The following is a 13,958-nucleotide window of genomic DNA, read 5'->3' on the forward strand; positions in this document are numbered from 1 at the left end:
CCGTTCCGCACCGCCCTGCGCCGGCGATCGCAGCGGCTGCCGGCCCTTCGTCGGACAGGGGCCGGCAGCCTGGCCGTCAGTTGGAGAAGTGGCGGACACTCGGGTCAGCCATGTACTCGGCCACCTCCGGCGCCTCCGCCACACCGACGCCCTCGATCAGGTCGTCCTCGGTGTAGTCGGTGTTGGGCAGGAAAATGGCGCAGACCTCGACCTGAACGCCTTCATCGATCAGGTTGCGCATCATCTGCTGCGGATTGGCACCGGCCGGCTCCAGGGCATCGGCCGAGTAGTCGTCCGTGGCCATCTCGGCCCCGGGGCCGCAGAGCAGGATGCGTGGTTCCTGGCCCTGCTGCATACCCTGGGTGGCGAGGATCATGGACATGCCTTGGGTCTGCAGATCGTCAGAGGTCACGCTGACGAACAGCTTGTCCGGGCCGTGACCGTCGGCCTGGGCCAGCCCTACCCCGGCAGCGGCCATTGCGGCCGCTGCCAAAACCTTGTTAAAAGCTCGCATCTGGGCATCGCTCCTTGAGTTCACGGATCGGGTCGCTCGGCGACCCTCCCCGGAACATATCGGAGCATTCACGCCCGTGCAAACAGCGCGCGACTATTGCTTGACCGGTCGCTTGCTGAGCTTGCGCTGCAGCGTGCGCCGATGGATCCCGAGTGCCCGGGCCGCCGCCGAGATGTTGCCGTCGTGCTCGTTGAGCACCCGCTGGATCTGCTCCCACTCCAGCCGCCGCAGCGACATCGGCTTCTGCGGGGGCTTTTCCGGCTCTGCAGTGGGTTTGCCCTCCAGGGTGGCAAGCACGGTGTCCGCGTCCGTGGGCTTGGGCAGGTAGTTGTAAGCCCCGCGCTTGATAGCCTCCACGGCGGTGGGGATGCTGGCATACCCGGTCAGTACCAAGATGCGTGCCTGCGGCAGCGCATCCCGAAGTGGCTCGACCAGGTTCAGTCCGGAGTGCTCGCCGAGCTTCAGATCCAGCACCACGTACTGTGGCTGCTGACTGCGCGCCTTTTGCAGGGCGGTCTCCGGCTCTTCCGCCGAATCCACCTGACAGCCCCGGCGCGAGAGCGAGCGCCCCAGCACCTGGGAGAAGGTCGTATCGTCATCGATGATCAGAATCGATGGCCCGTTCAACATGGTCTACCTCCTCTCCTCCTCAAGCCTCACCGGCTCCCTCCCTCATTCAACGCCGCGGTTGTTGTCCGCCCGCAGCAGCTCGAGGGAGACTTCGATCCTCGTTCGCGCACCCTGGCCCTTCGGCGAATCCATCAGGGTGACGCTCCCGCCGAAACGATCCACCGTGGCGTTGGCCAGCACCAGCCCAATGCCCATGCCCGACGGCTTCGTTGTCTGGACCACCCGGCCGGCATGGCGCACGCGCTCGGAATCGAGGCCTGTGCCCTCGTCGTCGATGACCAGGGTCAGTCTTTCACCGTCGCTGCTGATCGAGACCTCGACCCCGCTGCGGTGATTCTCCAAAGACGCCTCGGCGGCGTTGTTCAGCAGGTTGAGCAGCGCATGCATGAGGGTCGGATCCTGGCTGATCTCGACGTCCACGAAAGGCTCCTGGTACGTCACGCTCGGCTCGATCTTCGGGTGCATCAGGCGCCAAGTATCCACGATACGCGCCACATGCCGCTGCAGAGAGACCGTGCGCCCGCCCTGATCGCTTCCGGCTGCGCCCGCGTCCTTCAGATCTTCCAGCGTTTCCTTGCACACCGCAAGCTGCGAATGCAGCAGCTCGAGATCCTGCTGCAGCTCGGTATCGTCCCGGCGTTCCTGGCGCAACTCGTCGACGACCATGGACATCGTCGACAACGGCGTGCCCAGCTGATGGGCGGCCCCGGCGGCCACCGTGCCAAGGGCCACGATCTGCTCGTTGCGCAGGGTATGCTCCCGGGCCCTGGAGAGGCGCCAGTCCTGGCGGCGCAGCACCGAAGACATGAAACGGACGAACACCGTGATCATCCATGCAGAGATCACGAAGTTCACCCACATGCCGATCATGTGCAGGTTGAAATCCCCGCCGATGATCGGGTGGGGCCCGTCCATGGGCAGATAGACCGCCAGCAGCAGGCCGTAGAGCACGACGCAGAGGATCGCCACCACCAGCGCCAGATTGGCCGGCATGGCGACGGCGGACAGCGCAACCGGGACGAGGTAGAGGGAGACGAACGGGTTCGAGGGCCCCCCGGTGAGCCCGAGCAGCACCGTCAGTGCCACGACATCGATGAGGACGTTGAACACGACCTCCGACTGGGAGATCTGCTCGGGGGTGTTGCGCAGACGCCAGAAAGCGAAGACGTTCCACGACGCCAGAACGGTGATGGTCAGCAGCAGGGGCACCAGCGGCAGGGTCAGGCCCAGTCCGAAGTGGACGAAGAGGACGGTGATCATCTGCCCTGTGGTGGCGGTGATGCGCATCCACGCCAGGATGCGTACCGCCTGGGCGGGCTCGAAACGCGGCACGCCCTCCTTTCCTGCGGCCATGTTGTTCGCCTTCTGTCGACCCGTCGATGGCGGCTCAGTCTAACAGGTAAGCGCGGTCCACCGGACAGGCCCGCTGCGGTCAGGTCGCGCCGGACGGCCCCTGCGGGGTCGCCGAGCGCATGCGGCCATCGACGCCGCAGACGGCATCACACAGATCGAACACGTGCGGGGCGGCAATCGCGAAGTAGGCCAACGTACCGCAGCTGCGCCGTCGAACCAGCCCGTGCTGGCGCAGCACGGCCAGATGCCGGGAGATGTTCGGCTGCGACGAGCCGGTCAGCGCCACCAGCTCGCCGACGCTCTTCTCGCCGTCGCGCAGGGCGTGGAGCAGCTGCAAGCGCAGCGGCTCGCCCAGAGCCCGGAACTGAGCCGCAATGAACGCCAGGGTCTCCGCGTCCGGTTCCGAATGTGCCATGCCCATGACCTCGCTTTTCGCAGTGCGCCGGCCCGACGCAGGGCCTCATTGATGCGTGAACTCTAATATGCGTATACTCTCATATTATGGCGCTTGAATGCGAGCAGATCGAAAAGGGAGTTCCCGATGGGCGAGAGGCTGGCACGCTGGTGCGTCGACCACCGGCGATGGATCTTCGCGGCGATGGCTCTGCTGGTGGTCACCCTGGGCGCCCTGATCCCGCGCATCCAGATCGATACCGACCCCGAGAACATGCTCCCGGCAGATCAGGCCGACCGCGTGCTCCACGACCAGGTCCAGGAGCAGTTCAACCTTCACGACATGATCGTCGTCGGCCAGGTCAACGACGACCACCCCGAGGGTGTCTTCAACCCAGACTCCCTCGCCGCCCACTACCAGCTCACCCGGGCTATCGAGCAGATCGACGGCGTCGTCCGGCGTGATCTGCTCTCCATGGCCGCCGTGGACAATGTCGAGCAGGCGGCACCGGGGACCATCGACTACGACTGGCTGATCCCGGCGCCACCGGAGAGCCAGGAGGAGGCCGACCGCATCCGCGCCGCCGTGGAGCGGCTGCCCATGTACCAGGGCACGCTCGCCTCCGAGGACGGCACCGCGGCGGGCATATTCGTGCCCATCGAGAGCAAGGATCACAGCCACCGCATCGCCGGCGAGATCCGCGCCGCGGCCGAGGCGATCGGCGTCGAGGACGAACTCCACATTACCGGCCAGCCCGTCGCCCAGGACACCTTCGGCGTGGAGATGTTCCAGCAGATGGCCGTCTCGGCACCGCTGGCCGGGCTGATCATCTTCCTGGTGATGCTCTTCTTCTTCCGCAACATCCCGCTGGTCATCGCCCCCATGCTCCTGGCCCTGACCACGGTCATCGCCACCATGGGGCTGCTCATCGGCACCGGGTTCACGGTGCACATCATGAGCTCGATGATCCCCATCTTCCTCATGCCCATCGCCGTGGTCGCCTCCATCCACGTGCTGTCGAACTTCGCCGACCGCTACCGACCCGGCGATGACCCCCGTGCGGTGATGGCCGGCGTCATGGAGCGACTCTACAAGCCGGTGCTGTTCACCGCCCTGACCACCGGCGTCGGCTTCGCCTCGCTGATGTTCACGCCGATCCCGCCGGTGCAGGTCTTCGGCGGCTTCATCAGCTTCGGTGTGCTGCTCGCCCTGGTGCTGACTCTCACCTTCATCCCGGCCTATGTCGGTAGCCTCTCGCGCAAGAACTTGGACCGCATGGCCGAGCGGGTCCGGCGCCAGCAAAACGACACGGAAGGATCCCCCATGTGCGCGGTGCTCGACGCCACCGGCCGCCTGGCCGTGCGCGGCCGGGCTTGGATCGTCGGCGCACTGGTGGGCTTGGTGGCCATCGCGGTCTTCGGCATCACCCAGATCCAGATCAACGACAATCCAACCCGCTGGTTCAAGGCCAACCACGATATCCGTGTCGCCGACGAGGTCCTCAATGACCGATTCGCCGGGACCTACGAGGCGTACATCCGGCTGCGCCAGACCGGCCTCGAGGAGGTCGCCGAGCGGCTCGATGCCGAGGCGCAGGCGATCCTCGAGGCGGCCGAAGCCGAGGGATACGACCTGGCGGAGCGCTGGGAGCGGCTGCAGGCCGAGACGACCGACGAGGGCCCGATCGGCGACCGCATGGAGGCACTGGCCACCGAGATCGATGACCTGCTCTTCGAGGTGGATCGCGACGAGGCCGAGCACTGGGAGGACCTGCTCGACGCCGTCGAGGCGGCCCGGACCGAGACCCGTGCCTTCCAGAACCCGGAGCACCTGGGCTGGATCGTCGATCTGCAGGAGCACCTCGTGGGGGCCGGCGTGGTCGGCAAGGCGAACTCGCTGGCCGATCTGGTCCGTACCGTCAACCGGGAGCTGATCAGCGGCGAGCCGGAGGACTACCGCCTGCCCGGGACCTCCGGCGGCGTCTCCCAGGCGATCCTGAGCTTCCAGGGCTCCCACCGCCCCCACGACCTGTGGCGCTTCGTGACCCCGGACTACACCGAGGCCAACGTCTGGCTCCAACTGCCCAGCGGCGACAACCAGGACATGGCCCGGGTGCTCGAGGCCGTGGACCGTTTCGTCGCCGACCAGCCGCCGCCGGAAGGCGTCGAGCTAGACTGGGCCGGCGCCACCTACATCAATCTGGTCTGGCAGGGCGAGATGGTCGAGGGGATGCTCTTCGCCCTGCTCTCCGCCTTCGCGGTGGTGCTGGTGATGATGATCGCCCTATTCCGCTCCCTGACACTGGGCCTGCTGGCGATGCTCCCGCTGACGGTCACCATCGCCTTCATCTACGGGGTCATGGGGCTGGTGGGCAAGGACTACGACATGCCCGTGGCGGTGCTCTCGTCGCTGTCTATCGGGTTGTCGGTGGACTTCGCCATCCACTTCATCCAGCGCCTGCGCATGGCCCTGGAGCAGACCGGCGAGTGGCGCAGCGCCCTGACCCAGGTCTTCCGCGAGCCAGCCTGCGCCATCACCCGCAACACCATCGTCATCGCCGTGGGCTTCCTGCCCCTGCTCGCCGCCCCGCTGGTGCCGTACATCACCGTCGGCACCTTCCTGGCCAGCATCATGGCCGCCTCGGCGCTGGTGACCCTGCTGGCGCTGCCGGCGATCATCAGCTTCGCCCCCGGCCTCTTCTTCCCCCACGCCCGGCAACCGGCGCAACCGCAACAGGAGGTGTAAGCCATGGACCGAACCCTGCACAGCCCCAAGGACTCCGTCCCGGCAGGCAACCCGCGCCGGCGCGGGCGGAACGCGCTGCTCACGACCCTGCTGCTCGCCTTCCCCGGGGTCGCCACCCTAGCCGCGGAGACGCCGGAGGTGGGGGACATCGTCGAGCGGGCCAACCTCGCCGCCTACTACGCCGGCGAGGACGGCCGGTCCGAGGCGCGCATGCGCATCGTCGACGAACGCGACCGCACCCAGACCCGGCAGTTCACCATCCTGCGCCGGGATGTCGAGGACGGCGGCGATCAGCAGTACCTGGTGGTCTTCAGTCGGCCGTCGGAGTTCCGCGGCGTCGTCTTCCTGGTGGAGAAACACCCCGGCGGTGATGACGACCGCTGGCTCTACCTCCCGGATCAGGACCTGGAGCGGCGCATCGCTCCGGGCGACAAGCGGACCAGCTTCGTCGGCTCCCACGTCTTCTACGAGGACGTCTCCGGCCGCCACCTGGAGGACGACGACCACGAGCTGGTGGAGGTCACCGACGACCATTACAAGGTGCGCTCTACCCCGCGGGATGGCGGGAATGTGGAGTTCGCGGCCTACACCACGTGGATCGACCGCGAGACCTACCTGCCACTGACCACGGAGTACAAGGACGACGATGGCACCGTTTACCGGCGCATCGAGAGCTCCGATGTGGAAGAGATCGACGGCTACCCGACACCGATGCGCATGCGCGTCGAGGACGAGCGCATGGGGGGCCACACCGAGGTCCAGTTCCGCGGCCAGGAGTACGACCTGGGCCTGCCGGAGAGCGTCTTCACCCAACGCAGCCTGCGCAACCCGCCCCGCGACTGGCTGAGGAGGTGAGCGAGGATGAGCCCGGCACACGCGAGAAGCGTCCGTCTCCGCCGACGCCACGCCCTGCCCGGCTGGCTGGCCGGCCTGGCCCTGGCGGCCGGGACCGGCACACCGGCCCTCGCCGACTGGGACGACGACCCGTGGGCCGATGACCCCTGGGAGGAGGAGGAGGAGCAGTGGCTGCCCTTTGAAGTGGACGGTTTCGTGGAGCTCGCCGGCGGTCACCACCTCCGGGACAACCGCCTCCTCGACAAGGACTACAACCTGGCCGAGGCCCGCCTGCGCCTGGAGGCACGGGGCGACTGGCGCCGCTTCGATCTCCGCGTCCGCGGCGACGCCGTTGCCGATCAGGTCACCGAGGAGGTACGCGGGGAACTGCGCGAGGCCCGGGTGGCCTTCCCGCTTGGGCAGCGACTGGACATGCGCGTCGGCCGCCAGGTGCTGGCCTGGGGCACCGGCGACCTGCTCTTCATCAACGACCTCTTCCCCAAGGATTTCAACTCGTTTCTCACCGGCCGCGACGAAGACTATCTGCAGGGTCCGTCCGACGCGGTACGCGGCACCTGGTACGGCGACAACGTGACCCTCGACCTGGTCTGGACCCCGGTCTTCGAGCCCGACGACTACCCCGACGGGGAGCGGCTGAGCTTCTTCAATCCGTTAGACGGCGAGAGAACGGCAACATCCCCCGCCGCGGACGACCCAGACACGTTCCCCGACGACGGCGAGCTGGCGGCACGGCTGACCCACCGCATCGGCAGCACCGAGCTGGCCGGGTACTTCTACCGCGGCTTCTTCCCGCAGCCGGAGCAGCGGCTCAATGACCGTTTCACCCACGCCCGGCTCAACGCCTACGGCGCCAGCATCCGCGACCGGATCGGGCCGGGCATCGCCAACGCCGAGGTCGGTTACTACGACTCGGTGGACAACCGCGACGGGGAGCGCAGCGGCGACGTGCCCAACTCGGAGGCGCGCCTGCTGCTCGGCTACACGTGGGAGGCGGTCACCAATCTGGACGTAGGCCTGCAGTACTACCTGGAGTGGCTGCAGGACCACGACGACCTCGAATCGGCCTGGAAGGACCAAAACCGAGACATTGATCGTCTGCCCGAAGAGTACCGCCAGGTGGTCACCACGCGGCTGACCTACAGCATGTGGCGGGACAACCTGACCTGGTCGCTGTTCGCCTTCTATTCACCGGACGACGCCGATTACTACCTGCGTCCGTCCGTGCGCTACCGCGCCTCCGACGCGCTCACCTACTCCGTGGGCGGGAATCTGTTCGGTGGCGATAACGAGCACACCTTCTACGGCCAGTTCGAGCGGGATTCCAACCTCTACGCCCGGGTGCGCTATCGCTTCTGAACCCTCCCGTGCACTCGCCGGCGTGGCCCGCCCCGCAACCGCGGCGGCCCATGCCGGCGGCTGCGGGGTGCTCTACGACTGCTGGCAGAAGAGTTCGTAGAGGCGCTCGAGCAACGCCTCGGTCTCGGGGCTGGCCAGGCGGTAGTAGATGGTTCGCGACTCGCGCCGGGTGGCCACGATCCCCTCCTCGCGCAGGCGCGCCAGCTGCTGGGATAGCGCCGGCTGGCGCATCTTCAGGAGCTGTTCCAGCTCCCCGACGGAGCGCTCGCCGGCGACCAGATGGCAGAGGATCATCAACCTCCGCTCGTTGGCCAGGGCCTTGAGGAAGGTCGCGGCCTCGGCGGCCCGCGAGTCCATCTCCGTCGGGTCCGGGATCACGCCCTCATCGGGGGCGCTGCTCTGGATCTCTGGCTGCACGGTTTCCGTCGACATGGTCGGCTCCGGACTGCTTCGCGAATACAACGCGGCTCTCAGCCGTCAATGACATTGAAATAGTATCCGAGGTGATCCTGCTTTTCGGGATCGTCATCCACAAAGCGCAGGGTCATGCGCAGGATGTCGGTGTCCTGACGCTTCTCGCCCGCCTGCAGGGCGTGGATGTAGGCGTTCATCCGGGATGTCCGCCCGTCCTCCTCGGTGGTGAAATCGAAGGTGGCCTGCTCGAGCAGGGTCGGCATGCGCTCGGGGCGCTTGAAGACCACCACGACCTGGTTGAAATCGATCTCCTTGACCAGGCAGCCGATCGTCCCGCCTGAATGGCGCACTTGGGCGATGACCTTGTCGCGGGGCACCGCACGTTCCTTGCGGGCGCCGCTACCGCCGGCACCGGTCTCCAGCCGTTCAGCGATATTCAGATCCCCGGAAAGCCCCCCGGCGAGCACCGCCGCCGAGTCGCCGCCCTGCACCTGGGTCTCGCCCCCGCCGAGCTTTTTCAACGCCTTGGCGGAGACACCCAGCGACTTGGTCAGTGCACGGGTGACGACTTCGTAGAGCTTTTCGTTGGTAAACGGCTTGACGATGTAGTTGGTGGCGCCACGCTCCACCGCCTGGACCACGTGCTCCCGGTCCCCGCGGCTGGTGATCATCACGAAGGGCACCTCGGCCAGGTTCTCGTCGGCGCGCATCCATTCGAGAACCTCGAGGCCACTCACCTCGGGCATCTCCCAGTCACACAGCACCAGATCAAAGCCGCCCGTGGTCAGCTTCGCCTGCGCCTGCCGTCCATTGGCGGCCTCGTGTACGACGAACCCAGGGTAGCCGAGCTTGACCCCCTTTTTCACCAGATCCCGGGTAAAGGTCGCGTCGTCCACGACCAGGATGTGGAGTTTCTTCGCCATGGCGCCTCCTACGGGTGCCAGGTCAGCTTATCAAATCCCTGACCCTTTTCCGTAGGAGAACGCCTCGCGTCCCAGCTCGATTGCCTGACGCGCTAGCCGAAGACCGCCTCCTGGGAGTAGCCATCCCGCTCCATGAGTTCACGCAGGCGCCGCAGGGCATCGATCTGGATCTGACGGACCCGCTCGCGCGTCACCCCGACCTGCGCGCCCACCTGCTCAAGGGTGTAGCGTTCGTGTCCGTTGAGCCCGAAACGCCGCTCCAGCACGGCGCGCTGCTTGTCGGTGAGGACCGAGAGCCAGTCCTCCAGGTGCTGCATAACCTCGCCATCTTCCAGCGCGCTGTCCGGCACGCTCTGCGTCTCGTCGGGGATGGCATCGAGCAGCACCCGGTCGGAGTCCTTGCCGATGGGGACATCCACCGAGGTGGTCCCCTCGTTGAGGCCGCGCATCCGCCGGACGTCCTCCGCTGAGCGGCCCATGGCCTCGGCGATCTCGTCGACCGTAGGCTCGTGATCCAGTGTCTGCGTCAGCCGCCGCTGGGTGCGCAGGTACTGGTTGATCTCCTTGATGACGTGGATCGGCAACCGGATGGTGCGGGTCTGATTCATGATGCCGCGCTCGATGGTCTGCCGGATCCACCAGGTGGCGTAGGTGGAAAACCGGAACCCGCGCTCGGGGTCGAACTTCTCCACGGCACGGATCAGCCCCAGGTTGCCCTCTTCAATGAGGTCGAGGAAGGCGAGCCCGCGGTTCATATAGCGCCGGGCGATCTTGACCACCAGACGGAGATTGCTCTCGATCATGCGAGCCCGGGCCGCCGCGTCGCCCTGCTGGACTCGACGCGCCAACGTGACCTCTTCCTCGGCGGTAAGCAAAGAGGCGTGCCCGATCTCGTTGAGGTAAAGCTGCGTGGCGTCCAGCGCCGTCCGGCACTCGGCACTGGATCGATTCCTGCTGCGAGGCCGGCGTTCCGGCTCGGGCTCGCTGGCCCCATCCATGCCCCCGGGCTGCATCAGCTCCATGGGGTCTTCCGTCATCGGGGTATCCTGCTCCGTCTCCGAATCAGCGTACGGGTATACGCTGCCAACCGCGGTATCGAGGGTCATCGCGGACCTCCCAGTGGTCTCTGCAGAACCGCTCGCCGGGCTTCCAAGTCCGGCTCCTTGGGCAGCCGACGGGGGATCGGCTCCTTGTCAACTCCCGGTGCTAGCGCACCGCCCCCAAGAACCCTTTGCCGAGGAGACCTAACCCCTTGTTTTGATGATCGTTATTTGAAACGGAATCAACTCGGCCTATGGTTAAGTTATTACCAAACCATCGCCAGCGCAACAAGAAAAGTGTGAACCGTTAACCCCTTTTCACAAATCGCGCGCAGGCAGGTAATCCTCCGGGTCGACCACCTCTCCGTCGATGCGGATCTCGAAGTGCAGGCTGGCCTCATCAGCCCCAGGGGCTCGCCCCATCTCGGCGATGGGGTCGCCGCCGCTGACCCGCTCGCCCTCCGCCACGTTCAGGGCTCGGTTGTAGCCATAGGCCGACAAGAAGCGGTCATCGTGCATGACGATGACCAGGTTGCCGTAACCACGCAGACCGCTGCCACTGTAGACCACTTCACCATCGGCCGCGGCGCGCACCGTGTCCCCCTCCGAACCGCCGATCTGGATGCCACTCTTGCCACCGCTGTCGGTGGCGTAGGAGCGCCGCACTTCACCGTCGGCCGGCCAGACCCAGCCGAGTTCGTAGTCCGGCGCATCGTCCGGCGGCGGGGGCGGCTCCCGGGTCGTATCCTCGGTCTGCCCCGGGGCCGTATCCGCTGCGTGCCCTCCCGCAGCACCCTCGTCGCTGGGCGGATTGAGCACCAGGTAGGCCCCGGCCTGGATCTCGTCCGGGTTGGCCAGCTCGTTCCAGCGCTGCAGCTGCTCGACCCGCAGCCCGTGCCGCCAGGCGATGCGGCCGAGCGTATCGCCTGGCTGCACCTCGTAGAGATAGATACGACGGTGTCCGTCCTCTTCCCAGTCCCCGTCCCAGAGCGTCGCGCACCCGGGCATCAGCAGGAAGATCAGTGCCCAGGCCAGCGCTCGCGACGGGTTGCCCACCATGGGACGGCTATCCGTATTTGACCCACAGCATTCCGAGCAGCAGCAGGACGACACTGATCCAGCCGATCCGCTCGACGTGGCGCAGGAGCCAGGGCTCAAGCCGGGCTCCTCCCCAGGCTACCAGCCCCGCTACCAGGAAGAACCGTGCCCCACGCCCGAGCAGCGACGCGACCACAAACGGAACCAGGGCAACCCCGGTGGCACCGGCCGCCACGGTAAAGACCTTGTAGGGGATCGGCGAGAAGCCCGCCACCAGCACCACCCAGAAGCCCCAATCCTGGAACCAGTCCACCGCCGTCCGATAGGCCTGCTCGTAGTCGGCAGCCGCGATCCAGGGCTCAACCAGATAGAGGGCGAAGTGGCCCAGGGCGTAGCCGATCAATCCACCGAGCACGGACCCCACCGTGGCGATCAGGGCGAAGGCCGCCGCCCGGTTCGGCCGCGCCAGGGACATCGGCGCGAGCAAGACATCCGGCGGGATCGGAAACACCGACGACTCGGCGACGCTGAGCCCACCCAGGGCCCAGGGGGCCCGGCGGTGACCCGCCCACCGTACCGTCCAGCTGTACAGCGGTCCGAACAGTCGCACTCAGATCCGCCCCTCAAGCATCGGCACGAAAGAGACCCCGGCCGCCCGACGCTGCTCGTACTCGTCGCCACGACGATCCACCACCAGCAGCTCCTGGTAACCGGCCCCGCCAATCGGCGCCACCAGACGTCCCCCGTCGGCAAGCTGCTCAAGCAGCGCCTCCGGTAGCGCCTCCGGCGCCGCGGTCACGATGATGCCGTCGTAGGGGGCGTACTCGGGCCAGCCCTCGTAGCCGTCCCCGTGGCGGAGCTGGCAGTTGAACAGGCGGGCGGTGTGCAGCCGCTCGCGGGCCTTGCGCAACAGCGAGCCGATACGCTCGACGCTGTAGACCCGAGGCACGAGCCGGGCCAGTACCGCCGCCTGGTACCCCGAGCCGGTCCCCACCTCCAGCACGCGCTCCGGCACCCCTTGTTCGAGCAGCAGTTCCGTCATCCGCGCCACCACCCAGGGCTGGGAGATGGTTTGCCCCTCGCCGATGGGCAGCGGGGTGTTTTCGTAGGCGCGGCTCTCCAGGGCCTCGTCCACGAAGAGGTGGCGGGGTACCTCGCGCAGCGCCGCCAGCACCCGTTCATCGTGGATCCCCTGGGCGGCCAGCGCTTCCACCAGCCGGTCCCGGGTCCGCTGAGACGTCATGCCGATACCGGTTGCATTCCGCTCGCGCATCACCAGGTCACCCCGTCCAGCCAGCCGCGGACCTGCTCCAGCCCCTGGTGCCGGGTCAGGTCGACCTGAATCGGCGTCACCGAGACGAAGCCGTTGCGCACCGCGTAGAAGTCGGTCCCCGGGCCGGCGTCCTGTTCCGAGCCCGGTGGCCCCACCCAGTAGATGGTGCGACCGCGCGGATCGTGCTGCTTGATCACCGGCTCGGCCCGGTGGCGGCAGCCGAGCCGAGTGGCGTGGAAGCCCTGGATCTCATCCCAGGGCAGATCCGGCACGTTGACGTTGAGGATGCTATCCGGCGGCAGCGGATCATCCTGGATCTGCTCGAGCAGCTTGACGGCCACCCGCGCCGCCGTGTCGTAGTGGACCGGCGCCCAGGTCCCGGCCAGGGAGATGGCCACCGCCGGCAGCCCCAGGTAGCGCCCTTCCATGGCGGCCGCCACCGTGCCGCTGTAGAGCACGTCGTCGCCCAGATTGGCACCGGCATTGATGCCGGAGAAGACCATGTCCGGATCCTCCTCCAGCAGCCCGGTGAGCGCCAGGTGCACACAGTCGGTCGGTGTTCCCTGGACCCGGTAACGGTGGGGCTCGATCTGATTGACCCGGATGGGGTCCTCAAGCGTCAGCGAATTGCTGGCTCCGCTGCGGTCCCGTTCGGGCGCCATCACGGTCACCCGCGCCACGGTGCCGAGCCGTTCGGCCAGGGTCAGGATCCCCTCGGCCTGGTAACCATCATCGTTGCTGATCAGAATGTACATCTCGCTCCTGCAGGCGCAGCCTCGAACACACAGTTGCCGCCAAGATTGGCAGTATAACGTGTCGGGGAGCACCACCGTGGGGTTGGGCATGAGCAACGGGCAAGACGACAGCGGCGACTCCCGCGACCCGGCGGACGAGGCGGCCGTGTTCCGCCGGGCCATGGCCGGCGTGCGCCGTTACGAAAACGACCGGGCCGATACGCGACCGCCTCCCCCGCCGCCCCGCCCTGCCCAGCGTGAAGCCGACGAACGCCGGGTTGTCGAGAGCCTGCTCGATCCCCCGCCCGACCCGGCGGAGGTCGAGACCGGCGAGGAACTGCTCTACTACCGCGCCGGGGTCCAGCGACGCGTGATCCGACAGTTACGCCGGGGGCACTACCCGCCGGCGGCCCAGCTGGATCTGCACGGGCTAACCCGGCGCGAGGCCTACCGTGAGCTGGTGCTCTTCCTAGCGAGCGCCGCTGATCGCGGTTTGCGTTGCGTGCGTATCATCCACGGCAAGGGACGCGGCTCGCGACAGCCGCAACCGGTGCTCAAGGTTTCGGTGGATCAATGGCTGAGGCGCCGCGACGACGTTCTGGCCTTTGCCTCGGCCCCGGAGAGCGATGGCGGCACCGGAGCCGTCTACGTGCTGCTGCGCAACCGGGGCTAGGAGCCGCGTCCCCGGC

At 67.2% G+C, this 13,958-nt stretch carries 15 protein-coding genes; 4 read left to right on the forward strand and 11 right to left on the reverse strand.

The window, feature by feature from the left end:
• Positions 1 to 76: 76 nt before the first annotated feature.
• From CCR79_RS07710 to CCR79_RS07725, 4 genes are all read right to left on the reverse strand, one after another.
• Positions 77 to 514, reverse strand: coding sequence for a DsrE family protein (locus CCR79_RS07710; protein ID WP_201170507.1), 438 nt, complete (start codon positions 512 to 514; stop codon positions 77 to 79).
• A 93-nt stretch (positions 515 to 607) separates the two neighbouring features.
• Positions 608 to 1,144: a response regulator transcription factor gene (locus CCR79_RS07715; RefSeq protein WP_201170508.1), complete on the reverse strand. Its 537-nt coding sequence runs from the start codon at positions 1,142 to 1,144 to the stop codon at positions 608 to 610.
• Between the two features lie 42 nt (positions 1,145 to 1,186).
• The gene (locus CCR79_RS07720; protein ID WP_201170510.1) at positions 1,187 to 2,497 is read right to left on the reverse strand and encodes an ATP-binding protein; all 1,311 of its coding nucleotides are present in this window, start codon (positions 2,495 to 2,497) and stop codon (positions 1,187 to 1,189) included.
• Between the two features lie 79 nt (positions 2,498 to 2,576).
• Positions 2,577 to 2,912, reverse strand: a complete 336-nt coding sequence (locus CCR79_RS07725) for an ArsR/SmtB family transcription factor (RefSeq protein ID WP_238636495.1) — start codon at positions 2,910 to 2,912, stop codon at positions 2,577 to 2,579.
• Positions 2,913 to 3,038: 126 nt separating this feature from the next.
• Here CCR79_RS07725 and CCR79_RS07730 point away from each other — a divergent pair, with 126 nt between their 5' ends.
• The 3 genes from CCR79_RS07730 to CCR79_RS07740 are packed head-to-tail and all read left to right on the forward strand — an operon-like array spanning position 3,039 to position 7,847.
• Entirely contained in the window at positions 3,039 to 5,636 is a 2,598-nt protein-coding gene (locus CCR79_RS07730; RefSeq protein WP_201170515.1) for an efflux RND transporter permease subunit, read from the forward strand.
• A gap of 3 nt (positions 5,637 to 5,639) precedes the next feature.
• Positions 5,640 to 6,491 carry an outer membrane lipoprotein-sorting protein gene (locus CCR79_RS07735; RefSeq protein ID WP_201170517.1) on the forward strand — a complete coding sequence of 284 codons (852 nt, stop codon included), beginning with the start codon at positions 5,640 to 5,642 and terminating at the stop codon, positions 6,489 to 6,491.
• Between the two features lie 6 nt (positions 6,492 to 6,497).
• A complete protein-coding gene (locus CCR79_RS07740; protein ID WP_201170519.1) occupies positions 6,498 to 7,847 on the forward strand; it encodes a hypothetical protein in 1,350 nt (449 codons plus the stop codon).
• Between the two features lie 72 nt (positions 7,848 to 7,919).
• Here the strand turns inward: CCR79_RS07740 and CCR79_RS07745 are convergent, their stop codons facing one another.
• The 7 genes from CCR79_RS07745 to surE form a co-directional block, all read right to left on the reverse strand.
• Positions 7,920 to 8,279: an ArsR/SmtB family transcription factor gene (locus CCR79_RS07745; RefSeq protein ID WP_201170521.1), complete on the reverse strand. Its 360-nt coding sequence runs from the start codon at positions 8,277 to 8,279 to the stop codon at positions 7,920 to 7,922.
• A 38-nt stretch (positions 8,280 to 8,317) separates the two neighbouring features.
• Positions 8,318 to 9,184, reverse strand: a complete 867-nt coding sequence (locus tag CCR79_RS07750) for a response regulator (protein ID WP_201170523.1) — start codon at positions 9,182 to 9,184, stop codon at positions 8,318 to 8,320.
• 92 nt (positions 9,185 to 9,276) lie between these two features.
• Positions 9,277 to 10,290, reverse strand: a complete 1,014-nt coding sequence (gene rpoS / locus CCR79_RS07755) for an RNA polymerase sigma factor RpoS (protein ID WP_201170525.1) — start codon at positions 10,288 to 10,290, stop codon at positions 9,277 to 9,279.
• 252 nt (positions 10,291 to 10,542) lie between these two features.
• The gene (locus tag CCR79_RS07760; protein WP_238641606.1) at positions 10,543 to 11,283 is read right to left on the reverse strand and encodes a peptidoglycan DD-metalloendopeptidase family protein; all 741 of its coding nucleotides are present in this window, start codon (positions 11,281 to 11,283) and stop codon (positions 10,543 to 10,545) included.
• Between the two features lie 7 nt (positions 11,284 to 11,290).
• Positions 11,291 to 11,872: a VTT domain-containing protein gene (locus CCR79_RS07765; protein WP_201170527.1), complete on the reverse strand. Its 582-nt coding sequence runs from the start codon at positions 11,870 to 11,872 to the stop codon at positions 11,291 to 11,293.
• Complete coding sequence (locus CCR79_RS07770) at positions 11,873 to 12,535, reverse strand: protein-L-isoaspartate(D-aspartate) O-methyltransferase (protein ID WP_201170528.1); 663 nt, start codon at positions 12,533 to 12,535, stop codon at positions 11,873 to 11,875.
• The gene (gene surE, locus CCR79_RS07775) at positions 12,535 to 13,290 is read right to left on the reverse strand and encodes a 5'/3'-nucleotidase SurE (protein WP_201170529.1); all 756 of its coding nucleotides are present in this window, start codon (positions 13,288 to 13,290) and stop codon (positions 12,535 to 12,537) included. Before surE ends, CCR79_RS07770 begins: the two co-directional genes overlap by 1 nt.
• 88 nt (positions 13,291 to 13,378) lie before the next feature.
• Between surE and CCR79_RS07780 the strand changes: the two genes are divergently transcribed.
• Positions 13,379 to 13,942 (forward strand): Smr/MutS family protein, encoded by a 564-nt coding sequence (locus tag CCR79_RS07780; protein WP_201170531.1) that lies wholly within the window; start codon positions 13,379 to 13,381, stop codon positions 13,940 to 13,942.
• The last annotated feature ends 16 nt before the right edge of the window (positions 13,943 to 13,958 follow it).

Origin of the sequence: Halorhodospira halophila, from assembly GCF_016653405.1 — a bacterium.
Classification (GTDB): Bacteria; Pseudomonadota; Gammaproteobacteria; order Nitrococcales; family Halorhodospiraceae; genus Halorhodospira; species Halorhodospira halophila_A.